Source organism: Gordonia phosphorivorans, assembly GCF_042432625.1.
Lineage (GTDB): Bacteria > Actinomycetota > Actinomycetes > Mycobacteriales > Mycobacteriaceae > Gordonia > Gordonia phosphorivorans.
Window position 1 is genome coordinate 363,274 of the sequence record NZ_JBHLWV010000020.1, and the last position, 26,470, is coordinate 389,743.

The 26,470-nt window shown below is 70.4% G+C and carries 22 protein-coding genes and 1 riboswitch; of the genes, 18 read left to right on the plus strand and 4 right to left on the minus strand.

Annotated elements, in window-relative coordinates; genetic code table 11:
* The first annotated feature begins 57 nt into the window (after positions 1-57).
* From pyrR to pyrF, 7 genes are read left to right on the plus strand one after another with little or no spacing between them, the layout of a single operon-like run.
* The gene (gene pyrR, locus ACFFJD_RS10970) at positions 58-624 is read left to right on the plus strand and encodes a bifunctional pyr operon transcriptional regulator/uracil phosphoribosyltransferase PyrR (RefSeq protein WP_382363996.1); all 567 of its coding nucleotides are present in this window, start codon (positions 58-60) and stop codon (positions 622-624) included.
* Complete coding sequence (locus ACFFJD_RS10975; protein WP_382363998.1) at positions 621-1,634, plus strand: aspartate carbamoyltransferase catalytic subunit; 1,014 nt, start codon at positions 621-623, stop codon at positions 1,632-1,634. Before pyrR ends, ACFFJD_RS10975 begins: the two co-directional genes overlap by 4 nt.
* Positions 1,631-2,917, plus strand: a complete 1,287-nt coding sequence (locus ACFFJD_RS10980; protein WP_382363999.1) for a dihydroorotase — start codon at positions 1,631-1,633, stop codon at positions 2,915-2,917. Before ACFFJD_RS10975 ends, ACFFJD_RS10980 begins: the two co-directional genes overlap by 4 nt.
* Positions 2,914-3,483, plus strand: a complete 570-nt coding sequence (locus tag ACFFJD_RS10985; protein ID WP_382364001.1) for a PH-like domain-containing protein — start codon at positions 2,914-2,916, stop codon at positions 3,481-3,483. Before ACFFJD_RS10980 ends, ACFFJD_RS10985 begins: the two co-directional genes overlap by 4 nt.
* Complete coding sequence (gene carA, locus ACFFJD_RS10990) at positions 3,480-4,655, plus strand: glutamine-hydrolyzing carbamoyl-phosphate synthase small subunit (RefSeq protein WP_382364003.1); 1,176 nt, start codon at positions 3,480-3,482, stop codon at positions 4,653-4,655. The genes ACFFJD_RS10985 and carA overlap by 4 nt, the downstream gene beginning before the upstream one ends.
* A complete protein-coding gene (gene carB / locus ACFFJD_RS10995; protein ID WP_382364005.1) occupies positions 4,655-8,008 on the plus strand; it encodes a carbamoyl-phosphate synthase large subunit in 3,354 nt (1,117 codons plus the stop codon). Before carA ends, carB begins: the two co-directional genes overlap by 1 nt.
* Positions 8,005-8,841: an orotidine-5'-phosphate decarboxylase gene (gene pyrF / locus ACFFJD_RS11000; RefSeq protein ID WP_382364007.1), complete on the plus strand. Its 837-nt coding sequence runs from the start codon at positions 8,005-8,007 to the stop codon at positions 8,839-8,841. Before carB ends, pyrF begins: the two co-directional genes overlap by 4 nt.
* 19 nt (positions 8,842-8,860) lie before the next feature.
* Here the strand turns inward: pyrF and ACFFJD_RS11005 are convergent, their stop codons facing one another.
* Positions 8,861-9,937, minus strand: coding sequence for a polyhydroxyalkanoate synthase family protein (locus ACFFJD_RS11005; protein WP_382364009.1), 1,077 nt, complete (start codon positions 9,935-9,937; stop codon positions 8,861-8,863).
* Positions 9,938-10,156: 219 nt separating this feature from the next.
* Between ACFFJD_RS11005 and mihF the strand changes: the two genes are divergently transcribed.
* The 9 genes from mihF (at position 10,157) to ACFFJD_RS11050 (ending at position 18,827) form a co-directional block, all read left to right on the plus strand.
* A complete protein-coding gene (gene mihF / locus ACFFJD_RS11010; protein ID WP_382364011.1) occupies positions 10,157-10,471 on the plus strand; it encodes an integration host factor, actinobacterial type in 315 nt (104 codons plus the stop codon).
* A gap of 2 nt (positions 10,472-10,473) precedes the next feature.
* On the plus strand, positions 10,474-11,064 hold the full coding sequence (gene gmk / locus ACFFJD_RS11015; RefSeq protein ID WP_382364013.1) for a guanylate kinase: 591 nt from the start codon (positions 10,474-10,476) through the stop codon (positions 11,062-11,064).
* 38 nt (positions 11,065-11,102) lie between these two features.
* The gene (gene rpoZ, locus ACFFJD_RS11020) at positions 11,103-11,399 is read left to right on the plus strand and encodes a DNA-directed RNA polymerase subunit omega (RefSeq protein ID WP_382364015.1); all 297 of its coding nucleotides are present in this window, start codon (positions 11,103-11,105) and stop codon (positions 11,397-11,399) included.
* A gap of 6 nt (positions 11,400-11,405) precedes the next feature.
* Positions 11,406-12,632, plus strand: a complete 1,227-nt coding sequence (gene coaBC, locus ACFFJD_RS11025; protein ID WP_382364017.1) for a bifunctional phosphopantothenoylcysteine decarboxylase/phosphopantothenate--cysteine ligase CoaBC — start codon at positions 11,406-11,408, stop codon at positions 12,630-12,632.
* Positions 12,633-12,701: 69 nt separating this feature from the next.
* Entirely contained in the window at positions 12,702-13,919 is a 1,218-nt protein-coding gene (gene metK, locus ACFFJD_RS11030; protein WP_382364019.1) for a methionine adenosyltransferase, read from the plus strand.
* A gap of 73 nt (positions 13,920-13,992) precedes the next feature.
* The gene (locus tag ACFFJD_RS11035) at positions 13,993-15,933 is read left to right on the plus strand and encodes a primosomal protein N' (RefSeq protein ID WP_382364472.1); all 1,941 of its coding nucleotides are present in this window, start codon (positions 13,993-13,995) and stop codon (positions 15,931-15,933) included.
* A gap of 1 nt (position 15,934) precedes the next feature.
* A complete protein-coding gene (fmt, locus tag ACFFJD_RS11040) occupies positions 15,935-16,891 on the plus strand; it encodes a methionyl-tRNA formyltransferase (protein WP_382364021.1) in 957 nt (318 codons plus the stop codon).
* Entirely contained in the window at positions 16,888-18,279 is a 1,392-nt protein-coding gene (locus ACFFJD_RS11045; protein WP_382364026.1) for an RsmB/NOP family class I SAM-dependent RNA methyltransferase, read from the plus strand. Before fmt ends, ACFFJD_RS11045 begins: the two co-directional genes overlap by 4 nt.
* On the plus strand, positions 18,276-18,827 hold the full coding sequence (locus ACFFJD_RS11050) for a hypothetical protein (RefSeq protein ID WP_382364028.1): 552 nt from the start codon (positions 18,276-18,278) through the stop codon (positions 18,825-18,827). Before ACFFJD_RS11045 ends, ACFFJD_RS11050 begins: the two co-directional genes overlap by 4 nt.
* Before the next feature lie 31 nt (positions 18,828-18,858).
* Here ACFFJD_RS11050 and ACFFJD_RS11055 read toward each other — a convergent pair whose 3' ends face one another.
* From ACFFJD_RS11055 to ACFFJD_RS11065, 3 genes are all read right to left on the minus strand, one after another.
* Positions 18,859-20,583: an HNH endonuclease signature motif containing protein gene (locus tag ACFFJD_RS11055; protein ID WP_382364030.1), complete on the minus strand. Its 1,725-nt coding sequence runs from the start codon at positions 20,581-20,583 to the stop codon at positions 18,859-18,861.
* Between the two features lie 154 nt (positions 20,584-20,737).
* Positions 20,738-23,119 carry a VWA domain-containing protein gene (locus ACFFJD_RS11060; protein ID WP_382364032.1) on the minus strand — a complete coding sequence of 794 codons (2,382 nt, stop codon included), beginning with the start codon at positions 23,117-23,119 and terminating at the stop codon, positions 20,738-20,740.
* Positions 23,120-23,142: 23 nt separating this feature from the next.
* On the minus strand, positions 23,143-24,186 hold the full coding sequence (locus ACFFJD_RS11065; RefSeq protein WP_382364034.1) for a PASTA domain-containing protein: 1,044 nt from the start codon (positions 24,184-24,186) through the stop codon (positions 23,143-23,145).
* 304 nt (positions 24,187-24,490) lie between these two features.
* Between ACFFJD_RS11065 and rpe the strand changes: the two genes are divergently transcribed.
* Positions 24,491-25,180: a ribulose-phosphate 3-epimerase gene (rpe, locus tag ACFFJD_RS11070; RefSeq protein ID WP_382364036.1), complete on the plus strand. Its 690-nt coding sequence runs from the start codon at positions 24,491-24,493 to the stop codon at positions 25,178-25,180.
* Between the two features lie 23 nt (positions 25,181-25,203).
* Positions 25,204-26,202 (plus strand): bifunctional diaminohydroxyphosphoribosylaminopyrimidine deaminase/5-amino-6-(5-phosphoribosylamino)uracil reductase RibD, encoded by a 999-nt coding sequence (ribD, locus tag ACFFJD_RS11075; protein ID WP_382364474.1) that lies wholly within the window; start codon positions 25,204-25,206, stop codon positions 26,200-26,202.
* Positions 26,203-26,261: 59 nt separating this feature from the next.
* Positions 26,262-26,415: riboswitch (FMN riboswitch) on the plus strand.
* Positions 26,416-26,470: the final 55 nt, after the last annotated feature.

Genomic DNA, 26,470 nt, shown 5'->3' on the forward strand with positions numbered 1-26,470 from the left:
TTTCGTCCCGACACATCCTTTAACGATCCGTCCCGTGAGGCGGAGAAGGAGGTCGGTGTGACCAGTCGCACCCGCACCTTGCTTAACGCGTCCGAAGTGGGCCGCACGGTGGCCCGTATGGCCCACCAGGTGATCGAGAAGACCGCACTCGACGCCGAGCATCCCCGGCCGGTGGTGCTCATCGGCATCCCCACCCGCGGTACCACCCTCGCCCAGCGCTTGGCCGCGAAGATCGAGGAGTTCACCGGTGTGCAGGTGCCCACCGGGTACCTCGACATCACGCTGTACCGCGACGATCTTCGCGACAAACCCCATCGCCCGCTGGAACGCACCCTGGTGCCGACAGGTGGCGTCGACGGCGCCCTGGTGATCCTGGTCGACGACGTGCTGTTCTCCGGCCGCACCGTCCGGGCGGCGCTCGACGCGCTGCGCGATCTGGGCCGCCCGGCCGCTGTGCAGCTGGCGGTGCTGGTCGACCGCGGCCACCGCGAGCTGCCGCTGCGGGCGGACTACGTGGGCAAGAACATCCCCACCGCCCGCGACGAGGACGTCGACGTGCACCTGGCCGAACACGACGGGGTGGACGAGGTCGTGGTGCGCACGGCGGGGGAGGCGACCCGATGAAACATCTGCTGTCCACCGAGGACCTGAGCCGCGACGACGCCGTCGAGCTGCTCGACGAGGCCGCGCGCTTCGAGCAGGCCCTGGCCGGCCGCGAGGTCCGCAAGCTGCCCACCCTGCGCGGACGCACCGTGATGACGGTGTTCTACGAGAACTCCACCCGTACCCGCGTCTCCTTCGAGGTGGCCGGGAAGTGGATGAGCGCGGACGTGATCAACGTCAGCGCCTCCTCGTCGTCGGTCAGCAAGGGCGAGTCGTTGCGCGACACCGCCAAGACGCTGCGGGCCGCCGGCGCGGACGCCCTGATCGTGCGGCACCCCGCGTCGGGCGCGGCCGCCCAGATCGCCCGCTGGACCAACGACGGCACCGACCTGCCCGATCTGGCCCCGGGACAGGAACAGCCGACCAGCACCGGTCCGTCGGTGATCAACGCCGGCGACGGTACCCACGAACATCCCACGCAGGCCCTGCTGGACGCGTACACCCTGCGCGCCAAGTTCGGCTCGCTCGACGGTCGCCGCATCACCATCGTCGGTGACGTGCTGCATTCGCGGGTGGCCCGCTCCAACGCCCACCTGCTCAGCACGCTCGGCGCCGAGGTGACCCTGGTGGCGCCCCCGACGCTGCTGCCGACCGGTGTGGCGACCTGGCCGGTGCGGGTGAGCACCGAGCTCGACGCGGAGCTGCCCGGCAGCGACGCGGTGATGATGCTGCGCGTGCAGGCCGAGCGCATGAACGGCGGCTTCTTCCCGAGTGCGCGCGAATACTCGGCCCGCTATGGCCTCAACGACGACCGCCGCGCGCTGCTGCCAGAGGAGGCGTTGATACTGCACCCGGGCCCCATGCTCCGCGGCATGGAGATCGGCTTCAACGTGGCCGACGCACCGCAGTCGGTGGTCCTGGATCAGGTCCGCGCCGGCGTGCACGTCCGCATGGCCGTGCTGTTCCGGCTACTCGCCAGCGGCGGCGCCGACGCGCCCGCCCACCACCAGTCGACAGGAGCGCAACAGTGACGGTCTCAGGTTCGATTCTGCTCACCGACGTCCGACCCTACGGCGAAGGCGAACCGGTCGATGTCGCCGTCACCGACGGGGTGATCACCGCCATCGGCACCGGCCTGTCGGCGCCAGAGGGCGCCCGCACCGTCGACGGTCGCGGCGGGGTGCTGCTGCCCGGCTTCGTCGACCTGCACACCCACGTCCGCGAACCCGGCCGCGAGGACACCGAGACCATCGCCACCGGTTCGGCCGCGGCCGCGCGCGGCGGCTACACGGCGATCTTCGCCATGGCCAACACCAGTCCGGTCGCCGACAACGCCGCCATCACCGACCTGGTGTGGCGGATCGGCCAGGAAGTCGGCCTGGTGGACGTGCACCCGGTCGGTGCGGTCACCGTCGGCCTGGCGGGCAAGCAGCTTGCCGAGATGGGCATGATGGCCGACGGCGCCGCCAAGGTGAAGCTGTTCAGCGACGACGGCAAGTGCGTGCACGACCCGGTCCTGATGAAGCGCGCCCTGGAGTACAGCTCCGGTCTGGGTGTGCTGATCTCCCAGCACAGCGAGGACCCGCGGCTCACCGAGGGCGCGGTGGCGCACGACGGCCCGACCGCGGCCCGTCTGGGTCTGGCCGGTTGGCCGCGCGCGGCCGAGGAGTCGATCGTGGCGCGCGACGCGCTGCTGGCCCGCGACGCCGGGGCCCGGGTGCACGTGGCGCACGCCTCCACCGAGGGCACCGTCAGCCTGCTGCGCTGGGCGCGCGAGCAGGGCATCGACATCACCGCCGAGGTGACCCCGCACCATCTGCTGCTCGACGACTCCCGGCTGGAGACCTACGATGGCGTCAACCGCGTCAACCCGCCGCTGCGCGAGGACCGCGACAAGCTCGCGCTGCGCCGCGCGCTGGCCGAGGGCGTCATCGACTGCGTGGCCACCGACCACGCTCCGCACGCCGCACAGGAGAAGTGCTGCGAGTTCTCCCAGGCCAAGCCCGGCATGCTGGGGCTGGAGACGGCCCTGTCGGTGATCGTGGAGACCATGGTGCGCCCGGGTCTGCTGGACTGGCGCGGGGTGGCCCGCGTGATGAGCGAGCGTCCCGCGCAGATCGTCGGCCTCGACGATCAGGGCCGCCCGCTCGAGGTGGGCGAGCCCGGCAACCTCACCGTCGTCGATCCGGACGCCGAATGGGTGGTCGAACCCGCCGAACTGGCGAGCAAGTCGCGCAACACCCCGTACGCGGCGATGACGCTGCCCGGTCGGGTCACACTGACGGTCCTGCGCGGCACGGTGACCGCCGAATGAGCCCGTGGGTCTTCGACGCCCTGATCGTGTGCGGCGCCGTACTGCTGTGGCTGCTGCTGATCTGGTTGGCGCTGCGCGGCTGGCGCAAGCGCGGCCGGGCCCAGGCCGAGCTGCTGGGGGAGTTGCCCACCGCACCCGCCGAACTGGGCGAGCTGCTCGACGGTCCGGACAGCGGCGTCTACGTCGGCAGCACCCTGGCCCCGACCTGGGCCACCCGGGTGGCCGTCGGCGACTTCGGCGATCGCGCCCAGGTCCGGTACTCGCGGTACGCCGCAGGCATCCTGCTCACCCGCGCCGGGGCCTCGGACATCTGGATCCCGCAGGAGGCCATCACCGCGGTCCGCACCGAGAACGGCCACGCCGGCAAGGTGATGTCCCGCGACGGCGTGCTGGCCATCCGGTGGCGACTGCCCTCGGGCGTGGAACTGGACTCGGGGATCCGCGGCGACGACAAGAGCGTGTACCCCACCTGGACCGCGGCCTACGCCGACGTCACCGCACAGACCCGCAATGAACTTGACGCCGCTGACGCGGCAGGCACCGAAACGAAGAGGAAGAAGTCATGAGTAAAGCGGTATTGGTGCTGGAGAACGGCAACATTCATTCCGGACGCAGCTTCGGCGCCGAGGGCGTCACCTTCGGTGAAGCGGTCTTCTGCACCGCGATGACCGGCTACCAGGAGATGCTCACCGACCCGAGCTACCACAAGCAGATCGTGGTCTCCACGGCCCCGCAGATCGGCAACACCGGCTGGAACACCGAGGACGGCGAGAGCCTGCTCGGGAAGCGTTCGCAGGTGCGCTGGTCGGCCGACTTCATCGACCACAAGGACCCGGGCAAGATCTGGGTGGCCGGGTATGCGGTGCGCAACCCGACGACGCGCGTGTCCAACTGGCGCGCCACCTCCAGCCTCGAGGACGAACTGATCGCCCAGGGTGTGGTCGGCATCGCCGGCATCGACACCCGCGCGGTGGTGCGCGAGCTGCGCGAGGTCGGCGCCATGCGGGCCGGGATCTTCTCCGGTGCGGCGGTGACCGACGCCGACGACATGCTCGCCCAGGTGCGGGCGCAGAGCCCGATGACCGGGGCGAACCTGGCCGCCGAGGTCAGCACCGAGGAGACCTACGTCGTCGAGGCCGCCGGTGAACCGCGCTTCCGCGTCGCCGCGCTGGACCTGGGGATCAAGGCCAACACCCCGCGCATGCTCGCCGCGCGCGGCGTCGAGGTGCACATCCTGCCCTCCGACGCCACCATCGACGACGTTCTGGCGGTGCGCCCGGACGGCTTCTTCCTGTCGAACGGGCCCGGCGATCCGGCCACCGCCGACGACGCGGTCGCGCTGACCCGCGAAGTGCTGAAGGCGGGCCTGCCGACCTTCGGTATCTGCTTCGGCAATCAGATCCTGGGCCGCGCACTCGGCCTGGGCACCTACAAGCTCAAGTTCGGCCATCGCGGTATCAACATCCCGGTGCTCGACGTCGCGACCGGCCAGGTGGCGATCACCTCGCAGAATCACGGATTCGCGTTGGAAGGCAAGGCCGGTGACGAGTTCGACACCGACTTCGGCCGCGGCCGTGTGAGCCACGTGTGCGCCAACGACGGCGTCGTCGAAGGCATCGAGCTGATCGACGGCTCGGCCTTCTCCGTCCAGTACCATCCCGAAGCCGCGTCCGGGCCGCACGACGCCGCCAACCTCTTCGACAAGTTCGTCGCCGCCATGGAAGGGACCAACTCCTAATGCCACGCCGCTCTGATCTCTCCCACGTCCTGGTCATCGGCTCGGGCCCGATCGTCATCGGTCAGGCCTGCGAGTTCGACTACTCGGGCACCCAGGCGTGCCGCGTGCTCAAGGCCGAGGGCCTGCGCGTCTCGCTGGTCAACTCCAACCCGGCCACGATCATGACCGACCCGGAGTTCGCCGACGCCACCTACGTCGAGCCCATCACCCCGGAATTCGTCGAGAAGGTCTTCGAGACCGAGGCCGCCGCCGGGCATCCGGTCGACGCCGTCCTGGCCACCCTGGGCGGGCAGACCGCGCTCAACACCGCGGTGGCCCTGCACGAGCAGGGGATCCTCGCCAAGCACGGCATCGAGCTGATCGGTGCCGACATCGACGCCATCCAGCGCGGCGAGGACCGCCAGATGTTCAAGGACATCGTCGCCGATATCGGTGGCGAGAGCGCCCGCTCGGCCGTCTGCCACACCATGGACGAGGTCCGCGCCACCGTGGCCGAACTCGGCTACCCGGTGGTGGTGCGTCCGTCGTTCACCATGGGCGGCCTCGGGTCGGGCATGGCCTACGACGAGGACGACCTCAACCGCATCGCCGGCGGCGGCCTGGCCGCCTCGCCCACCGCGAACGTCCTCATCGAGGAGTCCATCCTCGGCTGGAAGGAGTTCGAACTCGAGCTGATGCGCGACAACCGCGACAACGTCATCGTGATCTGCTCCATCGAGAACGTCGACCCGGTGGGTGTGCACACCGGCGACTCGATCACCGTCGCCCCGGCGATGACGCTGACCGACCGCGAATACCAGCTCATGCGCGATCAGTCGATCGCGATCATCCGCGCGGTCGGCGTCGACACCGGCGGCTGCAACATCCAGTTCGCCCAGGACCCGCGCGACGGGCGCCTCGTGGTGATCGAGATGAACCCGCGCGTGTCGCGGTCCTCGGCCCTGGCCTCCAAGGCCACCGGGTACCCGATCGCCAAGATGGCCGCCAAGCTGGCCATCGGCTACTCGCTGGACGAGATCACCAACGACATCACCAAGGCCACCCCGGCGGCCTTCGAGCCGTCCATCGACTACGTGGTGGTCAAGGCTCCGCGGTTCGCGTTCGAGAAGTTCCCGGGCGCCGACGACACGCTCACCACCACCATGAAGTCGGTGGGCGAGGCCATGAGCCTGGGTCGCAGCTTCACCGAGGCCTTCGGCAAGGTGATGCGGTCGCTGGAGACCAAGGCCGCGGGTTTCTGGACCGAACCCGATCGCCCCGATCCGGCGACGCTGGATCTGCCGGCCCTGCTGGCCGACATCAGCGTGCCGCGCGACGGCCGCATGTACAAGATCATGCAGGCCATGGACGCCGGTGCGACCATCGAGCAGCTCTACGAGGCCACCGCGATCGATCCGTGGTTCCTCGCCGAGATCGCGCAGATCGGCGAGGTGGGCGCCTCCGTCCGCGACGCCGACGCCCTGGACGAGGACCTGCTGCGGCTGGCCAAGACCACCGGTCTGTCCGACCGCCAGATCGCCGCGCTGCGCGGCGCCGGCGGCGACGACGGGCTGGGCAGCGAGGGCGCCGTGCGCGCCTTCCGGCACGGTCTGGGTGTGCGTCCGGTGTACAAGACCGTCGACACCTGTGCCGCCGAGTTCGAGGCCAAGACGCCGTACCACTACTCCACCTACGAGCTCGATCCCGCGGCGACCTCGGAGATCGCGCCGCAGCCTGACCGCCCCAAGGTGATCATCCTGGGCTCCGGCCCCAACCGCATCGGTCAGGGCATCGAGTTCGACTACTCGTGCGTGCACGCGGCGCTGACCCTCAGCGAAGCCGGGTACGAGACGGTGATGGTCAACTGCAACCCGGAGACGGTGTCCACCGACTACGACACCGCCGACCGCCTGTACTTCGAGCCGTTGACCCTGGAGGACGTCCTCGAGGTGATTCACGCCGAGTCCGAGTCGGGCACGGTGGCCGGGGTGATCGTGCAGCTGGGCGGGCAGACGCCGCTGGGCCTGGCCGCACACCTGGAAGCCGAGGGCGTGCCGATCGTCGGCACCAGCCCGGCGGCCATCGACCTGGCCGAGGATCGCGGCGAGTTCGGCAAGGTGCTCACCGAGGCCGGGCTGCCCGCGCCCAAGTTCGGCACCGCCACCACGTTCGAGCAAGCCCGCGACATCGGCGCCGAGATCGGCTACCCGGTGCTGGTGCGTCCGTCCTACGTGCTCGGCGGGCGCGGCATGGAGATCGTCTACGACGAGCAGGGCCTGGCCGACTACATCGCGCGCGCCACCGAGATCTCCGACGACCGGCCGGTGCTGGTGGACCGGTTCCTCGAGGACGCGGTGGAGATCGACGTCGACGCGCTCTACGACGGCACCGAGATCTACCTCGGCGGCGTGATGGAGCACATCGAGGAGGCCGGTATCCACTCCGGCGACTCGGCGTGCGCCCTGCCGCCGATCACGCTCGGCGCCGAGGAGATCGCGCAGGTCCGCGCCTCCACCGAGGCGCTGGCCAAGGGTATCGGCGTGCGCGGTCTGCTGAACGTGCAGTACGCGCTCAAGGACGGCGTGCTGTACGTCCTGGAAGCCAATCCGCGAGCCAGCCGGACCGCGCCGTTCGTGTCCAAGGCCACGGCGGTGCCGCTGGCCAAGGCCTGTGCGCGCGTCATGCTGGGCATGTCCATCGCCGAACTGCGCGGTCAGGGCATCCTGCCGCCGTCGGGCGACGGCAGCGTGATCCCGGTGAACTCGCCGGTGGCCGTCAAGGAAGCGGTGCTGCCGTTCAACCGGTTCCGCACTCCCGAGGGCGCCGCCATCGACACGCTCCTGAGCCCGGAGATGAAGTCGACCGGTGAGGTCATGGGCTTCGACCGGGACTTCGGGCGCGCCTTCGCCAAGGCGCAGGCCGCGGCCTCCGGTGCGCTGCCCACCGAGGGCGCCGTGTTCGTCTCGGTGGCCAACCGGGACAAGGCGTCCATCGCCTTCCCGACCAAGCGGCTGGCCGATCTCGGTTTCACCATCCTGGCCACCAAGGGCACCGCGGATGTGTTGCGCCGCAACGGCATCGAGGTCACCGAGGTGCGCAAGCACTTCGAGGCCGCGGCCGATGAGGAGTCGGTGGTCGACATGATCCGGGACGGCCGCGTCGACCTGATCATCAACACCCCGGCGGGCAGCTCCGGACCCCGCGCCGACGGCTACGAGATTCGCGCGGTGGCCATCACCGCGGGCATCCCGTGCGTCACCACGGTGCCCGGTGCGGGCGCCGCGGTGCAGGGTATCGAGGCCGCGCTGGGCGCGACGATGGGCGTGGAGTCCCTGCAGCGCAGGCACGCCGCGCTGCAGCGGACGCAGGCGTGAGCACCACCGGTTTCGCTGCGCGCTACCGCGCGGCGGTCGACGCGCGGGGGCGCCTGTGTGCGGGTATCGACCCGCACGCGGCGCTGCTGGAGCAGTGGGGCCTGCCGGTCTCGGTGGACGGCCTGCGGGCCTTCGCCGAGGCCGCCGTCGCCGGTCTCGGGCCCACCGCGGCGGTGATCAAACCGCAGGTCGCCTTCTTCGAGGCGTTCGGCTCGGCCGGGCTGGCGGTGCTGGAGGACACCATCGCCGGGTGCCGCGCGGCCGGGGCCCTGGTGCTCGCCGACGCCAAGCGCGGGGACATCGGTTCGACGATGGCGGCCTACACCACCGCCTGGCTCGACGAGGGCTCGCCGCTGTGCTCGGACGCGGTCACCGTGTCCCCGTACCTCGGTTTCGGGGCGCTGTCGCCGGCCGTCGAACAGGCCCGCGCCACCGACCGGGGCGTCTTCGTGCTGGCCCGCACGTCCAACCCGGACGGGCAGGCGCTGCAGACCGCCCGGACGGCCGCCGCGACCACGGTGGCCCAGAGCATCGTCGACGACGGCGCCGCGGTCAACGCCGACGGCTCCGCGACGGTGGGCGTGGTGGTCGGGGCCACGCGTGAGCACGGCCTGGACCTGCGCGAACTGGCCGGACCGATCCTGTCGCCGGGACTGGGCGCCCAGGGCGCCACCGCAGCGGATCTGGCGTCGATCTTCGGCGACACCGCCGATCTGGCGTGGCTGCTGCCGGCCGCCTCGCGCAGCATTCTGGGCGCGGGCCCCGATCCGGCGGCCCTGGCCGCGGCCGTCGGCGCCACCCGCGACGAGATCGAGGCTGCACTGAGCTCGTGACGCGCTGCCGGTTGACGCGCTAGAGGCGTTCGGCGTCCAACCGGGCGCGGAACGCCTCGATCGCCGGCCACGTGTGGGCGGCCGCCTCCGAGCCGGTCAGCATGCCCAGGTGACTGGTCTCGACCGTGTGGAACTCCACATGCGCGGACTCGGTGAAGAGTTCCTCACCGTGCCGGACCGCCGCGTGCGGGGCGATCGCGTCCCGGTGCGAGCCGACCATGAAGATCGGGGCGGTGATCGAGGTCAGGTCCACCGCGATGCCGTCGAAATCGAGGTGTCCGCGACTGATCTCGTCGCGGACGATGAAGTTGACCAGCATCTGCTCGGCCACCCGGCCCGGGTAGCCGGGCAGCGACCGCTGGAAGCGATCGATCACCTGCATCCGCGCCAGCGCCTCGGGGTCCCCGAGGTTCTTCACGATGTACCACGGCTTCTTGAGCTCACGCTCCCAGGCGAAGCCGCGGTACACGGCGCGCACGAGGGGCGCGGGGATCCCGGCCAGGGCGCGCAGCACATAGGTGGCCGGACGGCCGCCGGTGGGCGCCAGCAGCGAACGCACCAGGGGATAGGGCGGCACCCGCATGTAGTTCAGCGGCGTCCCGACGGTGATGATCGACCGGATGGGCAGATTCTTGTCGTGCGCGGCGGTCAGCAGACAGAGGGTGCCGCCCAGACTCCACGCCATCAGGTCCACGGCATCGCCGCCGGAGGCGAAATCGGCCACCGCATCGCCGATGGCGCGCGGCACGAAGGAGTCGAAATAGTCCTCGAAACCGAGATGGCGCTCCGCGCGTGTCACGTCGCCGAAGTCGATGACATACACCACGGTGCCGGTGGACAGCAGAAACTCGACGACCGAATTGCCCGGTTCCACGCCGGGCGCCAAGTCGTAGCAGCGGGCCGGCACGGCGAGCGGGGGAACCAGTAGGACGGGCACCGCCCCGGCCGCGCGTGCGTCCCGTACCTGCTGGTCAGAGCCGTAGCGGAGGAGTCGTGCGTGCGGTCGATCGGAGATGACCGTCGCGGCCGAAGAGTTCCGCGGGGCGATATCGTCGCGCAGCACCCGGGCGAGGGTGACCAGGTCGGACTGGAGCATGGGCCCCGAGGCTACTCGGTATCGCGACCGGTCGACGCGCCCGGGGCGGTTCTCGCCGCGACGGGCCCGAACGGGTACCGTCGCTCCTGCTCATGACGTGAATGGATACACTCGTCGTGAAGTACCGCCGGTCCGCCGGACCCGCGGTGCACAGCCACCCGGCGCTGATATAGCGTCGGTGGACCAATCGAACCGAGACCAACGAAAGGTGGAGGACCCGTGGCTCTTCCCCAGTTGACAGACGAGCAGCGTGCGGCCGCACTGCAGAAGGCGGCCGAGGCCCGTCGCGTCCGCGCCGAGCTCAAGGAGCGCCTCAAGCGCGGCGGCACCGACCTCAAGCAGGTCCTGGCCGACGCCGAGGACAACGAGATCCTGGGCAAGATGAAGGTCTCCGCCCTCCTCGAGGCCCTGCCCAAGGTCGGCAAGGTCAAGGCTCAGGAGATCATGACCGAGCTGGAGATCGCGCCGACCCGTCGTCTGCGCGGCCTCGGCGATCGCCAGCGTAAGGCTCTGCTCGAGAAGTTCAGCTCCTGAGCGTGCCCACCGAGCGATCCGCACAGGATTTCCCGACGAGGGGCCGACTGGTTGTACTGGTCGGCCCCTCGGCCGTTGGCAAGTCGACCGTGGTGGCCCGCCTGCGTGAGTTGCTGCCGGAACTGGAGTTCTCGGTGTCGGCGACGACACGGGATCCCCGGCCAGGCGAGGTCGACGGCCGCGACTACTACTTCGTGACCCGTCCCGACTTCGATCGGATGATCGACCGCGGCGAGTTGCTCGAATGGGCCGACATCCACGGGGGACTGCAGCGTTCGGGCACCCCGGCCGCACCGGTGCGCGCCGCCCTGGAGCGCGGCGTGCCGGTGCTGGTGGAGGTGGACCTGGTCGGTTCCCGACTGGTCCGCGAGCAGATGCCCGAGGCGGTGACGGTGTTCCTGGCCCCGCCCAGCTGGGAGGAGCTCGAACGCCGACTGCTGGGGCGCGGTACCGAAACCCCCGAGGCCCGAGCGCGTCGGTTGGAGACCGCACGCGTGGAGATGGACGCCATCGGCGAATTCGGACACGTCGTCGTGAACGACGATGTCGACGCTTCGGCCCGCGAGTTGGTAAACTTGCTGATCGGCCCCTGATGGGGTCGCAGATAACGAACGTTTTGGAGAAAACAAGCGTGAGCACTGAAATCGAGATCGACGCCGATCTCGTCGAAGAGACCGTCTACGACACCCCGCAGGGCATCACCGACCCGCCCATCGATGAGCTCCTCGATCGCGCCTCGTCGAAGTACGCGCTGGCCATCTACGCCGCCAAGCGCGCCCGTCAGATCAACGACTACTACAACCAGCTGGCCGAGGGCCTGATGGAGTACGTCGGCCCCCTGGTGGAGCCGGGTGTGCACGAGAAGCCGCTGTCGATCGCGCTGCGCGAGATCCACGCGGACCTGCTCGAGCACACCGAAGGCGAGTAGTTCTCGTTGCACGTCATCGTCGGAGTCGGCGGCGGCATCGCGGCGTACAAAGTGTGTTCGGTCATTCGGCATTTCACCGAGGCCGGCCACGATGTACGCGTGATGCCGACCCGTTCGGCCTTGAACTTCGTCGGCGCCGCGACCTTCGAGGCGCTGTCGGGTAACCCCGTCACCACCGAGGTCTTCGACGACGTCGACGAGGTGGCGCACGTAGCGCTCGGCCGTCAGGCCGACCTGGTGGTCATCGCCCCGGCGACGGCCGATCTCATGGCGCGCGCCGCGGCCGGTCGCGCCGACGACCTGCTCACCGCGTCCCTGCTGACTGCGCGTTGCCCGGTGATGTTCGTGCCCGCAATGCATACCGAGATGTGGGAGCACCCCGCGACGGTGGCCAACGTGGCCACCCTGCGGGCCCACGGCTCCACGGTCCTGACTCCCGCCTCGGGCCGACTCACCGGCGCCGACACCGGAGCCGGCCGCCTGCCCGAGCCCACCGAGATCGGTCTGCTCGGCGACCTGCTGCTGACCCGCCCGGAGGCGTTGCCGTACGACCTGGCGGGTGTGCGCGTGCTGATCAGCGCCGGCGGCACCCGCGAGGCACTCGACCCGGTGCGTTACCTCGGCAATCACAGCTCCGGCAAACAGGGCTACGCCTTGGCCCGCGTGGCCGCTCAGCGCGGCGCGGCCGTGACGCTGGTGTCCGGCGCCGTCAGCGAACCCGGCGCCCCCGCCGCCGTCGACATCGTGCACGTGGATTCTGCCGTCGAACTGAGCCGGGAGATGACCGCCCGCGCCGCCGATTCGGACGTGATCATCATGGCGGCCGCGGTCGCCGACTTCCGTCCCGTCGGGGTGGCCGACGCCAAGATCAAGAAGGGTGCCGAGGGTCCGGCGCCCATCGAACTGACCACCAACCCGGACATTCTCGCCGGGCTGGTGCGGGCGCGCGGCGCCGACGAGATCGGTGCCTCCACCGTCATCGTCGGTTTCGCCGCCGAGACCGGCGACGCCGACGCCGGAGTGCTCGACCACGGCCGCGCCAAGCTGCGCCGCAAGGGCTGCGATCTCCTGGTGGTCAACGCGGTCGGCGAGGGCCGGGCGTTCGGCACCGCCGACAACGCCGGCTGGCTGCTGCACGCGGATGGTACCGAAACCGGTCTGCCTTATGGCTCGAAGACGTTGATGGCGAGCAGAATTCTTGACGAAGTCGCCGCCCTCGTGCCAGATAGGTAGTACGCGGTCGCCCCGGCCGACTTTTCCATTTTTCAAGCTTTGGCTTTACCGACCTTCCGAGAGGAACCGATGAGCGCGTCAGCGTCCCGCCTGTTCACCAGCGAGTCCGTCACCGAAGGGCATCCGGACAAGATCTGCGATGCGATCAGCGACTCGATTCTCGACGCGCTGCTGGAACAGGATCCCGGCGCCAAGGTGGCGGTGGAGACGCTGGTCACCACCGGACAGGTCCATGTGGCCGGCGAGGTGAACACCACCGCCTACGCGGACATCCCCACCATCGTGCGGGACAAGATCCTCGAGATCGGTTACGACTCGTCCACCAAGGGCTTCGACGGCGCCTCGTGCGGCGTCAACGTGGCCATCGGTGCGCAGTCGCCGGAGATCGCGCAGGGTCTGACCGACTCGCACGAGAAGCAGACCGGCACGCACGCCGACGAGCTGGACCTGCAGGGCGCCGGGGACCAGGGCCTGATGTTCGGTTACGCCACCGCTGAGACCCCGGAGCTGATGCCGCTGCCGATCGCGCTGGCCCACCGGCTGTCGCGTCGTCTCACCGAGGTTCGCAAGTCCGGCCTGCTGCCGTACCTGCGCCCGGACGGCAAGACCCAGGTGACCATCGAATACGCCGACGACGTCCCGGTCCGTCTGGACACCGTGGTGGTCTCCACCCAGCACGCGGCCGACATCGACATCGCCGGCATGCTGACCCCGGACATCGCCAAGCACGTGCTGGAGCCGGTCTTCGCCGAGCTCGACCTGCCGACGCCGCTGGACACCAGCAACCCGCGTCTGCTGGTGAACCCGACCGGCAGTTTCGTGCTGGGCGGCCCGATGGGCGACGCGGGCCTCACCGGCCGCAAGATCATCGTCGACACCTACGGCGGCATGTCCCGCCACGGCGGCGGCGCCTTCTCCGGCAAGGACCCGTCGAAGGTGGACCGCAGCGCGGCGTACGCCATGCGGTGGGTGGCCAAGAACGCGGTGGCCGCCGGGCTGGCCAAGCGCATCGAGGTGCAGGTGGCCTACGCGATCGGCAAGGCCGCTCCGGTGGGTCTGTTCGTGGAGACCTTCGGCACCGAGACCGTCGACCCGGGCACCATCCAGAAGGCGATCTCGGAGGTCTTCGACCTGCGTCCGGCCGCCATCGTCCGCGACCTGGATCTGCTGCGCCCGATCTACGCGCCCACCGCGGCGTACGGCCACTTCGGACGCACCGACGTCGACCTGCCGTGGGAACAGACCAACCGCGTCGCCGAGCTGCGCGCCGCCGCTGGCATCGCCTGACCCTTCGGGTTCGGGCGTGAGCAAGAACCAGCGCCTGCCCGCAACCGAGCATCCGGTGGCCCGCGTGCTGCCGATGCTCGGTTTGGCGCATCTGGACCGTCCCTTCGACTACCTGGTCGATCAGGCGATGGATACCGAGGCCCAGCCCGGCACGCGGGTACGGGTCCGCTTCGCCGGTCGCCTGGTGGACGGCTTCCTCCTGGAACGACTGGCCGAGAGCGATCACGGCGGAAAGCTCGCCTGGCTGGAGCGGGTCGTCTCCCCGGAACAGGTGCTGACCCCGGAACTGGTCGAACTCGCCCGGGCCGTCGCCGAACGGTACGCGGGCACCATGCCCGACGTGCTGCGCCTGGCGGTGCCCCCGCGGCACGCTCGGGTGGAGAAGGCCGAGCCTGCCGCTGCGCCGGAAACCGTGCTCGCCGAACCGGATCCGAGCGGGTGGAACGCCTACGACGGTGGCGCCGAGTTCCTGGCGGCGCTGCGCGAGGGGATGCATCCGCGGGTCGCCTGGCAGGCTCGCCCCGGCGAGGACGTGGCCGTGCGGCTGGCCGAGTTGGCCGTGTCGGTGGCCGCGACCGGGCGCGGTGTGGTGATCGTCGTGCCCGATCAGCGCGATCTGGACCGCCTGGAGCACGAATGCGCTGCGCTGCTCGGCGACTGGTGCGTGACGCTGGCCGCGGGCCTGGGCCCCACCGCGCGCTACCGGCGCTGGCTGCGGGTGCTGCGCGGCACGGCCCGGGTGGTGATCGGCACCCGCAGTGCGGTCTTCGCCCCGGTGCACCGGCTGGGCCTGACGGTCGTCTTCGACGACGGCGACACCAGCCTCGACGAACCCCGGTCGCCGTATCCGCATCCGCGGGAGGTCGCGGTGCTGCGCGCGCACCAGACGGCGTCGGCACTGGTGATCGGCGGCTTCGCCCGGTCCGCCGAAGCCCAGGCCCTGGTCGAGTCCGGGTGGGCGCGGAACCTGGTCGCCGCCCGCGCGGTGGTCCGCGCCGACATGCCGCGCGTCGAGGGCATCTCCGACGACGATCGCCGCATCGCCGGTGATCCGCTGGCCCGTTCGGCCCGGATCCCGAACATCGCCTTCGACGCGGCCCGGCGCGCTCTCACGCAGGACCGACCGGTGCTGTTCAGCGTCCCGCGCCGCGGCTATCTGCCGTCGGTGGCGTGCGGGCGCTGCCGGGAGAACGCCCGCTGCCGCGCCTGCCACGGCCCCCTGCAGATGAACGAGCGCGGCGACCTGGCGTGCCGATGGTGCGGCCGCCCGGAGAACCGGTTCGTGTGCCCGCAGTGCGGCGGCACGGTGGTCCGCGCGCTGATGGTGGGGGACAAGCGCACCGCCGAGGAATTGGGTCGGGCCTTCGTCGGAGTGCCCGTCCTCACCTCGGCGGGCGACAAGATCGTCGACGACATCCCGAGCGGCGCCCGGGTGGTGGTGGCCACGCCGGGTGCGGCCCCGCACGCCGAGGGCGGCTACGGCGCCGCGGTGCTGCTGGACACGTGGGCACAGTTGGATCGGCAGGATCTGCGGGCGGGCGAGGAGGCCGTGCGCGCCTGGATGTCGGTGGCCACCCTGGTGCGGCCGCACTCCGACGGAGGTCGGGTGGTGATCGTCGCCGATTCGGCACTGCTGCCCGTGCAGGCGCTGGTGCGCTGGGATCCGGTCGGTTTCGCCGCCCACGAGTTGGGGCTGCGCCGGGAACTGGCCTTCCCGCCCGCGGTCACCATGGCCTCGGTCGACGGCCCGCCGGCCGCAGTGGCCGCGTTCGTCGGCATGCTCGATCTGCCGCCCGGGGTGCAGCAACTGGGACCGGTACCGCTGCCGCCGGGGGTGCGCGCCCCGGCCGGTCTGGATACGACGCAGGACCTTGAACGGGTGCTGCTGCGGGTGGCCCGCGAGGACGGTCGACGCCTGGCGGCGGCGTTGCGTGCGGCACAGGTGGTGCGGCATGCGCGGCACGAAGACACCGCGGGTATCCGCGTGCAGGTGGACCCGCCTACCATCGGTTGACATGAGAGTGGTGTTTGCGGGAACTCCGCAACCGGCTGTGCCGACGTTGCAGGCGTTGATCGATTCCGACGAGCACCAGGTGGTCGGGGTGATCACCCGACCGGACACCACGGCCGGGCGGGGGCGCACCGCGGTGCGCTCGCCGATCGGCAAGCTCGCCGACGCGCACGCCCTGGAGGTGCTGACGCCGGCGACGATGTCCGCGCCCGAGGTGGCCGAGGCGCTGAGCCGCTGGGACGCCGAGCTGGGCGTGGTGGTGGCCTACGGCGGCCTGATCCCGCCCGCGGTGCTGGGCGCCCTGCCGTACGGCTGGATCAATCTGCACTTCTCGCTCCTGCCCGCGTGGCGCGGGGCGGCGCCGGTGCAGGCGGCCCTGGCCGCCGGGGACGAGATCACCGGCGCGAGCGTCTTCGCGTTGGAGGCCGGACTGGACACCGGACCGGTCTTCGGCACCTTCACCGAACGCATCCGAGACTCGGACACCGCGGGCGAACTCCTCGATCGCCTCGCCGATGCGGGCGCCCAGTTCACCCGCAACGTGATCGACGGGATCGCCGCGGACGAACTGTCGCCGGTGCCCCAGGACGTCGACGGCGTCTCGTACGCACCCAAGATCACCGTCGCCCACGCGCAGGTTCGCTGGGACCTGCCGTCGCATCTGATCGACCGCGCCATCCGCGCCCACACGCCCGCCCCCGGAGCGTGGACCCAGCTCGCGGACACACGCATCAAGCTGGGGCCGGTCCAGCGCGCCGATCACCACGAACTCGTCAACGGCACGGTGGCCCCGGGCGAGCTCGCACCGGGACAGATCTGTGCGGGCAAGAAGGCCGTCTACGTCGGCACCGGTTCGGGCGCGGTCCAGCTCGGTTGGGTCCAACCGCCCGGCAAGAAGCCGGTGGCGGCGGCGGACTGGGCGCGCGGCGCCCGCCTGACAGGACAGGAACGGTTCGCATGAGCACCTCCGACCGCAGACTCCGACACAAGGACCTCGACCCCGAACGCGTGGTGGCCCGCGACGTGCTGCGGGCCATCCGCGAACGCGACGCCTACGCGAACCTGTTGCTGCCCAAGCTCCTTCGCGAGCGGAAGATCAGCGGGCGCGATGCCGCGCTGGCCACCGAACTCACCTACGGGACCGCGCGGAGCATGGGCCTGCTCGACGAGGTCATCGCTGCGGCCGCCGGGCGACCGGTGGCCGACATCGACGGCGATCTGCTCGACGTCCTGCGCCTGGGCACCTACCAGCTGCTGCGCACCCGGATCGGTTCGCACGCCGCGGTCTCCACCTCGGTGGATCTGGTGCGCAGCGAGAAGGGCATGGGTCCGTCCGGCTTCGTCAACGCCGTGCTGCGCAAGGTCTCCCAGCGCGACGAGGCGCACTGGGTCGATCAGCTGGCGCCGCCGATCACCGAGGACCTCATCGGAAACCTCGCACTGTCGTATGCGCATCCGCGGTGGATCGCCGAGGTCTTCTTCGCGGCGCTGGGCCGCTCGGCCGGGGAACTGCAGGCCGCGCTGGCCGCCGACGACGAACGGCCCATCGTGCACCTGGTGGCGCGCCCCGGGCAGATCAGCGCCGAGGAGCTGGCCCTGATCAGCGGCGGCGAGGAGGGCCGTTATTCGCCGTACGCCGTCTACCTGCCCGAGGGCGACCCGGGCAAGCTGGACGCGGTCCGGGAGGGTTTCGCCGGTGTGCAGGACGAGGGCAGCCAGTTGGTGGCCCTGACCGTCGAGCGCGCAGAACTGATCGGGGACGACGGCGGCCGCTGGCTGGACCTGTGCGCCGGCCCCGGCGGCAAGGCTGCGCTGCTGGGTTCGCTCGCCGATCTGCGCGGCGCGCAGCTGGATGCGGTCGAGGTCTCCGAGCATCGGGCCGAGCTGATCGAGAAGGTCGTCGACGGTCTTCCGGTGCGGGTGCATGTGGCCGACGGCCGGGACAGCGGGCTGGAACCGGGCTTCGACCGGGTTCTGGTCGACGCGCCGTGCTCGGGCCTGGGGTCGCTGCGGCGCCGGCCCGAAGCGCGGTGGCGCCGGCAGCCCGGCGACGTGCCGCCGCTGGTCGCGCTGCAGACCGAACTGCTGACGGCCGCGCTGGACCTGGTCCGGCCGGGCGGGGTGGTGGTGTATTCCACCTGTTCGCCGCATCCGGCCGAGACCACGGAGGTGGTCGCCGCGGTGTTGGCCGAGCAGTCCGACGTCCGACAGTTGGACGCGCGGCCGTTCGTCGCCGGCGATGTCTTCGACCCGGCGAGTCTCGGCGACGGACCGCACGTGCAACTGTGGCCGCACCGCCAGGACACCGACGCGATGTTCGTGGCCGTGCTGCGCAAGGAGCAGCCGTGAGCCAGTTCGTGCAGTTCTACTTCTCCCTGGGCGACGCGGGCGCGGCCGCCGAGCAGCAGCTGACCGAAGCGGTCCGCCTGGTGCTGAGCGCCGACCCCGACGACGATCCGGTGGAGCCCGGTCGGCACGAGGTGGACAACGCCGCCCTCGTGGAGATCATGGCGATCGCCCACCAGGGGTCCAGCGACGGTGTGCCGCTGCCGCTGGACGAACGCGGTCACATCTCGGTGGATCTCGGGCCGGGTGCCACCGTGAGCGCCTTCTCCGACAGTGCACCCCCGGAATGTCCGCAGTGCCACGAACTGCTCGACGAGTGGGACCCGCACGACTGGTGGGACGGCGGCGACGAGCCGCACGAGGAATGCCCGTCGTGCGGCTTCAGTGCGCCGATCGGTGACTGGGACATCCGCAACATCGCCTACGCCCGTACCGACTGCGGCCTCGTGCTGGTCGACTGGCCTCCGCTGGAGGAGTACGGGCCCAGGCTGCACGACGCGCTGCTGGCGACCGTCGGCTCCCGCGCCAGGTACGTCTCCGGGAACGTCTAGCCTCCCGGGGAGCCGCCGCGTTCGACACGCTTCAGAACGGCGGCTCGTCGGACTCTGGTTCCGGGATCGGCCGCGGTAGCTCGGCCAGGCGACGGTCGTGGTTGGCCTTGCGTTCGGCGCGGCGCCGCGCATGCTTGGCCGCGGTGCGCGTGCGGGCGCGTTGCGGGCCGTCTTCGACGGTGCCGCCGGCGGTGCCGGTCGCGTGCCGACCGGTCGACTGGTGCGTGCAACGCAAGTCGGCCAGTCGCGGAATCAGCCACTGATTCGGGGCCAGGACTTCCACGGTCTGTCCCAACGGCGTGGTCACACTCGAGTGGTAGCGCCCGTCGGAGTCGATCCAGAGGTCGTCGACGAAGCCCTCCAGATTTGTTTTCACCAGATGGTGATAGCGGCACTTGGGAAGCAGATTGCAAATGCAGGTGGGTCCGCCGAGGTCGGGTCGGACGTTGTCGAACTCGGCCACGTGGTCCAGATCGCAGGCGAAGGCTGCTCGTTCGCAGCCGGGGATGGAGCAGGTGCCCCAGAGGAAGCGCGCGATGAGGTCGGTGAGCAGATTCGGGCGGTACGGGTCGCTCGGCAGCGAGGTCTTGGCGATCATTGCGGCGGGTTCGCCACCGTTGTCGATGGGACGCCGCGGGCCATCGCCCCGGCGCTCGTCCGGGGTGTCGGAGCGGGGTGCTCGTCGATGCAGCGCCGCCTCCTCGGGACGCGCAGCAGAGTCGTGTCCGGCCGCGGAGCTGGGTTCGAGCAGGTCGTCGAGACGGTGCTGGTGAATTACGGCATCACCGCGGGCGGCGATCTCCCGCACATGGTCGGCCGAGATCGGGCCGTGTCCGTCGAGGTAGCCGCACTTGTCGCCACCCTCGAGGGTGGTCGCATCGCACAGGACGTGCACGACGATGCGGGCAGCCCGCGCGTCGAGCTCCACCTCGCTGATCTGCGCGGTGCAGCCGTCGCTGTCGCATTCGCACGTGAACGGTTTGCGCTGCAGGAGGGCGATGGCGGCGTCGGAACGGGCTTGAGTCTTGGTGCGGGGGTCGTCTGGGCAGCGGCCGGCAATGACCGCGTCGAGCATCTGCCGCGCGAGGCGGACGTCCTCGGCGGTCGCGGTGAGGAACAGTTGCGCCATGCCGGCTTCCAGGGACTGGTGGCCGAGGCTGCGGCCGTCTTTGGCGTTCTCGCGTTCGCGGCGCGCGGCATCGGGATCGTTCTCGGCGACGAGTCGGCGGGCCAGCGCACCGGTCTTGGTGACGGAGATCGACGTGTAGCCGCGATGGGCGCCCAGGATCTCTTTCGCGATCAGTGCGTCGATCTGCTTCATGAGGGCTTCGTCGACCACTAGGCGAGTCTCGTGGGCGATCCGATGGAAGCGATCGCGATCGATCAGCCCGAGTCGCATGGTCGCGTAGACGCGCGGTAGTCGGTCGCGGGCGTCGAGGGCGTCGGCGAGGAGGGCTTCGGCGGCGTACTGGGTGCTCTCCAGACTCATCTGCAGTTCCAGGGTCGTCTGGGCTTCGGCGTCGATCAGCGACTTCTGGGTCGCGACGAGGTCGCTCGTCGAGGCGCAGACACGCGAGTGCAGCGACAGCGCGAACTGGAAGAGCTGCCAGTCGAGGAAGCAGTGTCCGTTCTTGGTCGCGGTGATCGCGCCGACGACGCATGCGGTGGGCAGGTTCGCGAGGTCGGTGCCGGGAGCGGGAAGACCGCAGCCGGTCAGGTCGGCGTCGGGCCACATCGAAGCGGTTCGCTGTGCCATGGCTACTCACCTCCCCAAGCGAGTCAGAACACCTTCATCTCGTTCTGGTGTTCTATCGCCATGGTAGACCCGCCCTCCGACAAGAATGACGTCTGCCACCCAGCCTTCACGAACGACTGTCGACGAATTCTTGCCAGAGAGCGGGCCACGCACGCTAACCCGTCGAGGCTGCCGCGCGACGTTTGCGGGCCCGACGGAGGGAGAAGGCGCCGCCGACGGCGAGGACCACACCGACCAGGAACACCACCGCCATGATGCCGCTGTACCGGGGCAGCACGGTGATCGACGTGCGACTCTCCTTCGGATTGCCCTGGGCGTCGAGCCCGGTGACCACGATGGTGTGTCGGCCGGGCTCAAGGTCCGCGGGGAGCCGGAAGGCGGCGTTCACCGCTCCGTTCTCGTCGGCCACGAACGCGCCCACCATCCGGGGAGTCGAGTTCACCGTGATGGTGACCACGCCGTCCTTGGCGTACCCCGGCTCTTTCTTCTGCACCAGGCTGCCGGGCTCAAACAGGTCGAGCCTGCGCGCGGGGGCCGCGATCACTCCACTCACCCGATCGGCCGTCGATGTACCGAGAATGGGCACATCGGAATACTTGGTGTCACGATCAGCCGCCGTCGGCATCGGGGCAGTGACCTGTGACCAGGCTCGGAGTACCTTCGCCATCGCGTCATAGCCCTTCCTGTTCGGGTGCGCGATCTGCTGATGATTCCGCGGAAGAGCGTTGGCCGGCACGTTGTTCACCACGTAGGAATCTGAATCGCAGATCGTATGATCCGGCAGGAAGGCCTCGACGATCTCCTGTGCGTAGTAGACCGGAATTCCCTCGGAGCGGGCGATGTCGACGGCCAGCCGGATGCTGGCGTTGAGCGTATCGAGCATGGGGTTGAGCGCGCGCAACTCGTCGACGGAGGTACCCGTCATGCACAGGTGACCATTCTTCAGCTGACCCATCTCGTTCTTATCGCCCGCGATCTGGTCATTGGTCGGGATGGGCCGCGGATAGGGCAGCACCACGATCGGCGCCTGACGATCGCCGCGCTGTGCCCGCGCACTCGCATCGTTCAAGGTGCGATCCACCGACTGATAGGCCCGGATCAGGCCGAGTACGAAGGTCTCCTCCGAGGCCTTCTCTCTAGCCAACGCGGCGCCCTTGCGGCAATCCCCCTGAATGCACTCCCGAACGACGGGACCGAACCCGATGTCGTTGCCGCCGAGCGTCATCATGACCGCGTCGACCGGCCTATCACCGGCGACCTCATGAAGTCGTTCGAGCTGGGGTCGTTCGTGGGTGCGGATCTCGCCGTGCTCGCGACTGGGCAGCGGTTGCGACGTGGTGAGATCCGATGTCACCGCACCCGAACAAGCGATGGTGTAGGCCTGGGAGCCGAACAACACTCCGCCGTAGTTGAATTCGGATCGGTGACAGTTGTTGCCACCTGGGTCGTCGGTGCCGCCGAAGTAGCGGCTCGTGCCCTCTCCCGAAGAGTACGAATCGCCCAGGACGGCGACGGACCGGGCGTCACCAAGGAGTCCGGCCATCGGCGTCTTCCCGACGACCCGGAACGCGCCGGTCTGCTGGACGGGTCCGGTGTTCACCGAATGCGCGGTGGCGCGTACCCGGTAGTCGCCGATCGACCCTTCCGGCGGACGGATCGTCATGCTCACCGTGCGCGGCTTGCCGCCCGGCGCAAGATTGCCGAGGAAGCGCACCGGGCGGGGGACCGACAGCTGGGTCGGCTTGCCGTCGGGATCGGTCACCTCGATCGCCACGCGCACGTTATTGGCCGGGTGCTGGCCGGTGCTGCGGACGGTGGCGGTGATGGTGGAGCCCTGGGTGCCGGTGCCTGGTACCTCGGCCATCTCCTTGGGCACTTGTAGATCGAACTCCAAGCGGGCGCCGCTGAGTTCCTCGAGCACCGAATCGAGCGCTCCGGGCTCGGTGACGTTGACGTGTCTGCCGCCGAGGATCTTGGCTACGCACGAGAGTTGGTCGTCGTCGTAGTGGAAGCCCACGGTGTGCGCCTGGATGCCGACACCGTCGGCGGCGATGCTCTGCGCTACCGCGCACAGGTCGGAGGAGCCGCAGTTGGCCTGGCCGTCGCTGACCACGATGATCGTGCCGTTTCCGCCGGCGCGTTTGATCAGGTCCGCGGCATGCCGCAGCGCCGGCCCGGTGGGGGTGTCGCCGTCGGCGGTCAGGCGTCGAACGGCCGTGGCCACCGAGCCGGCTTCCAGCGGTCCGAGCTTGATCTCCTCGTCGCCGATCGAGCAGCCGTCCACCTCCCGGCCGTTGCCCGGGTAGGCGATCAGCCCGAATTGAGCGCCGGTCGGCAGCGAGTCGACGGTCTTGAGGACCGCGCTGCGGGCCTCGTCGAGGCGGGTCGCGCCGCCCTCGGTCTCGGCCGACATGGAGCCGGAGGTGTCCATCACCACGAGGGTGGTGCCCGGTCCGCTGACCTTCGGTTCGGCCCGCACACTGCCGGTGCCGCCGGGCATCCACGGAGCCGCCGTCACCACCAGAAGCACTGCCACCAGCAGGCTGAGGATGCGGCGCATCATCGGCGACCCGCGATCTGATCGAGGCCGTCCGCGGAGCCGCGCAGGCGCGCGTCACCGAGGACCACAGTCGGGGACTGGTCGCCGCCGTCGGCGGTCACCACGATTCCCAGTCGCATCACGTTCCGCACGTCGACGCGGATGTCCTCGGACTTGCCGAGGTTCACCGTGAGCGTCTTGAGCGGTCGGCCGTCGCCGAACACGGTGACCGTCGCTCGCCCGGTGCCTTCGGTATCGTCGGTTCCGACGGTGGCCTCGAAGACGGTCGCGTTCCGGTTGATCGCGTACTCCACCTCGGCCTTCTTCGACGATCCCGGCGTGCACGTGAGGTTGTTGGCCAGCGTCCGGCCGGCGACGCTCGACGACCGCGACGTGGAGCAACTGGACGAGTCCACCGAGGACACCGTCGACAGGCTCAACGCGTCGCCCGGATCGGCGACGACCATGGTGACCGACAGCGGCATGGTGGTCCCGGCCGCGGGTTCGGTCCGCAGGACCGCCCCGGCGGTGGCGGCGGGGTCGACGGCGGTGGTGATCGTGACGATCGCGCCGAGGTCCTCCAGCGCGGAGCGGGCCTCCCGATTCGGCTGGCCGACGATGTCGGGCATCGGTGCGGGCACGGACACGGTCAGCACGATCCGCTCGTCCACGGCGATGCCGGCCGCGGGCGTCTGGCCGATGACCGTGCCCGGCGGACCGGCCGCGGGCCGATCGGCGTATTCGACGGGGATGCCGCTGATCCCCGCATCTCCGAGGGCCGCGGTGGCGGTGTCCCGGTTCAGGCCCACCAGCGACGGCATGTCCCCGCGGGTGGCGGTCCGGTCGAAGGCCTCCTTGGGGATGGAGATCTGATCGGCGGTGGCCGTCCGTGGCATCAGCAGATAGCCCGCCGACCAGCCGATCAGGAGCAGACCCAGCACCAGCGCCGTCCACCGCAGCAGGGCGCCGCGGCGCGACCGCAGGAACGCGCGCGCTCCCGAGGGCTTCTCCTCGGGAGCCTCCGGCGAAACGGTTGGCCCGGGCGGCAGCGGGGGACGCGGCACAGATGAACGCGGCGCAGACGGGGGCGGCGCAGCACCGGGAGGCGGCTGAATCCGATTCAGCGAGATCCGGCTGGTCGGAATCCCCGTTGTCGGAATCCCCGTGGTCGGGAACTCGGCCGGCTGACCGCCGTGCTGCTGCGGCCGCCCACCGTGCTGCTGCGGCGGACCACCATACGGCGGTTGCGGTGGACGGGGCTCGCGGCTAGTCACGACGAACTAATACCAGTTGCAACGGTATGCACCGGGAATGTCCCCCGAATGGAGGACGGAGGTGTCGGCTGAGTGTCGTCGTAGACTCGGGGCCATGTGCCAACGCCCCGCGCCGATGATCGCGCCCTCGATTCTGTCCGCCGACTTCGCGAATCTGGCCGATGAGGTGGCCAAGGTGGGCCCGTCCGACGTCGATCCGGGCGTGGACTGGGTGCACGTGGACGTGATGGACAACCACTTCGTCCCGAACCTGACGTTGGGGCTGCCCGTGGTCGAGTCGCTGCTGAAGGCCACCGACATCCCGCTCGACTGCCACCTGATGATCACCGATCCGGGCCGTTGGGCACCCGCCTATGCCGAGGCCGGCGCCTACAACGTCTCCTTCCACGCCGAGGCCACCGAGGATCCGGTGAGCGTGGCGCGCGACATCCGGGCGGCCGGCGGCAAGGCCGGTCTCGGCATCAAGCCGGGCACCGCGCTGGCCCCGTACCTGGAGATCCTGCCGGAGTTCGACACCCTGCTGATCATGAGCGTGGAACCCGGCTTCGGGGGCCAGAAGTTCATGCCCGAGGTGCTGGACAAGGTCCGCGAGCTGCGCTCGGTGATCGACGCCGAGCAGCTCAAGCTGATCGTCGAGATCGACGGCGGTATCGCCGCGGACACCATCGAACAGGCCGCCGAGGCCGGAGTGGACTGCTTCGTGGCCGGTTCGGCCGTGTACGGCGGCGACGACCCCGCGGCCCGCGTCGCGCAGCTGCGGGCACTGGCCACCGCGGCACGCTGAGTCCGGTGGGGATCACGGCGACGATGATCGAGCAGGCGATGGCGACCGCCCTCGCCGCCTCCGCGGCGGCAGTGGGCGTCAGTTCACCGAACCCGCCGGTCGGTGCGGTGATCCTCGACGCCGACGGCACCGTGGTCGGCGTCGGCCGCACGCAGCCGGTGGGCGGCCCGCACGCCGAGGTGATGGCGCTGCGCGAGGCCGGTCCCGCGGCCCGCGGCGGCACCGCCGTGGTGACGCTGGAACCCTGCAACCACACCGGACGTACCGGCCCCTGCGCGCAGGCCCTGCTCGATGCCGGAGTGGCCGCGGTGCACTATGCGGTGGCCGATCCGAATCCGCAGGCGGCCGGGGGAGCGGCGGCCCTGGCCGCGGCCGGGGTCACCGTCGTCGGCGGCGTCGCCGAACAGCAGGCGCGCCGAGGTCCGTTGCGGCACTGGCTGTTCCGCCAAGCCCAGGGCCGTCCGTTGGTCACCGCCAAGATCGCCGCGACCCTCGACGGCCGGATCGCCGCGCCGGACGGCACCAGTGTGTGGATCACCGGCCCCGAGTCGCGCGCGCACGCGCACGCCCAGCGCGCGCACCTGGATGCCCTGGTGATCGGCACCGGCACCGCCCTGGCCGACAACCCGTCGCTCACCGCGCGCCGTCCCGACGGCACGCTGCACGCCCATCAGCCCGCGCGCGCGGTCTTGGGCCACCGCGACCTGCCCGCCGACGCCACCCTGCGCGACGGTGCCGCACCGCTGGTGCAGGTCCGCTCGCACGACCCGCGCGACGTGCTCGCGGCCCTGCCGGACGCCCTGTGGATCCTGGTGGAGGGCGGCCCCGCGGTGCTCGGCGCGTTCCTGGCCGCGGGTCTGGTCGACGAGGTGCAGGCGTACCTGGCGCCGACCATCCTCGGCGACGGCCGCGCGGCGGTCCTCGATAGCTCCGTCACCACCCTCGCGCAGGCCCATCACCTGCGGCGGGAGTCGATCGCGGTGCTCGGCGAGGACCTGCTGATCACGCTGTCCGCGCACTGATCGCGGTGGTCGCCCCGAGCACGCCGACACGCCGACGCCCGGTCGTGCTAGCGTCGACGGTGAGTTCTCGGGGCGGGGTGCAATTCCCCACCGGCGGTAATGGATCGGCTCACCCCGATCCCAGCCCGCGAGCGCCCACGCCATGCGTGGGGACAGCAGATTCCGGTGTGATCCCGGAGCCGACGGTGATAGTCCGGAAGCGAGAGAACGGCCAGTGCGGCACCGGGTCGCCACTTGTCGTCCCCGAGCGTGGACGCTAAAAGGAGAC

What these genes read in the sequence shown, in the direction of transcription:
- ACFFJD_RS10975 (WP_382363998.1), top strand. Translation starts at nt 621, where the DNA reads ATGAAACATCTGCTGTCCACCGAGGACCTGAGCCGCGACGACGCCGTC.
- ACFFJD_RS10985 (WP_382364001.1), top strand. Translation starts at nt 2,914, where the DNA reads ATGAGCCCGTGGGTCTTCGACGCCCTGATCGTGTGCGGCGCCGTACTG.
- carA (WP_382364003.1), top strand. Translation starts at nt 3,480, where the DNA reads ATGAGTAAAGCGGTATTGGTGCTGGAGAACGGCAACATTCATTCCGGA.
- carB (WP_382364005.1), top strand. Translation starts at nt 4,655, where the DNA reads ATGCCACGCCGCTCTGATCTCTCCCACGTCCTGGTCATCGGCTCGGGC.
- ACFFJD_RS11005 (WP_382364009.1), bottom strand. Translation starts at nt 9,937, where the DNA reads ATGCTCCAGTCCGACCTGGTCACCCTCGCCCGGGTGCTGCGCGACGAT.
- metK (WP_382364019.1), top strand. Translation starts at nt 12,702, where the DNA reads ATGAGCGCGTCAGCGTCCCGCCTGTTCACCAGCGAGTCCGTCACCGAA.
- ACFFJD_RS11035 (WP_382364472.1), top strand. Translation starts at nt 13,993, where the DNA reads ATGCTCGGTTTGGCGCATCTGGACCGTCCCTTCGACTACCTGGTCGAT.
- fmt (WP_382364021.1), top strand. Translation starts at nt 15,935, where the DNA reads ATGAGAGTGGTGTTTGCGGGAACTCCGCAACCGGCTGTGCCGACGTTG.
- ACFFJD_RS11045 (WP_382364026.1), top strand. Translation starts at nt 16,888, where the DNA reads ATGAGCACCTCCGACCGCAGACTCCGACACAAGGACCTCGACCCCGAA.
- ACFFJD_RS11055 (WP_382364030.1), bottom strand. Translation starts at nt 20,583, where the DNA reads ATGGCACAGCGAACCGCTTCGATGTGGCCCGACGCCGACCTGACCGGC.
- rpe (WP_382364036.1), top strand. Translation starts at nt 24,491, where the DNA reads ATGTGCCAACGCCCCGCGCCGATGATCGCGCCCTCGATTCTGTCCGCC.
- ribD (WP_382364474.1), top strand. Translation starts at nt 25,204, where the DNA reads ATGATCGAGCAGGCGATGGCGACCGCCCTCGCCGCCTCCGCGGCGGCA.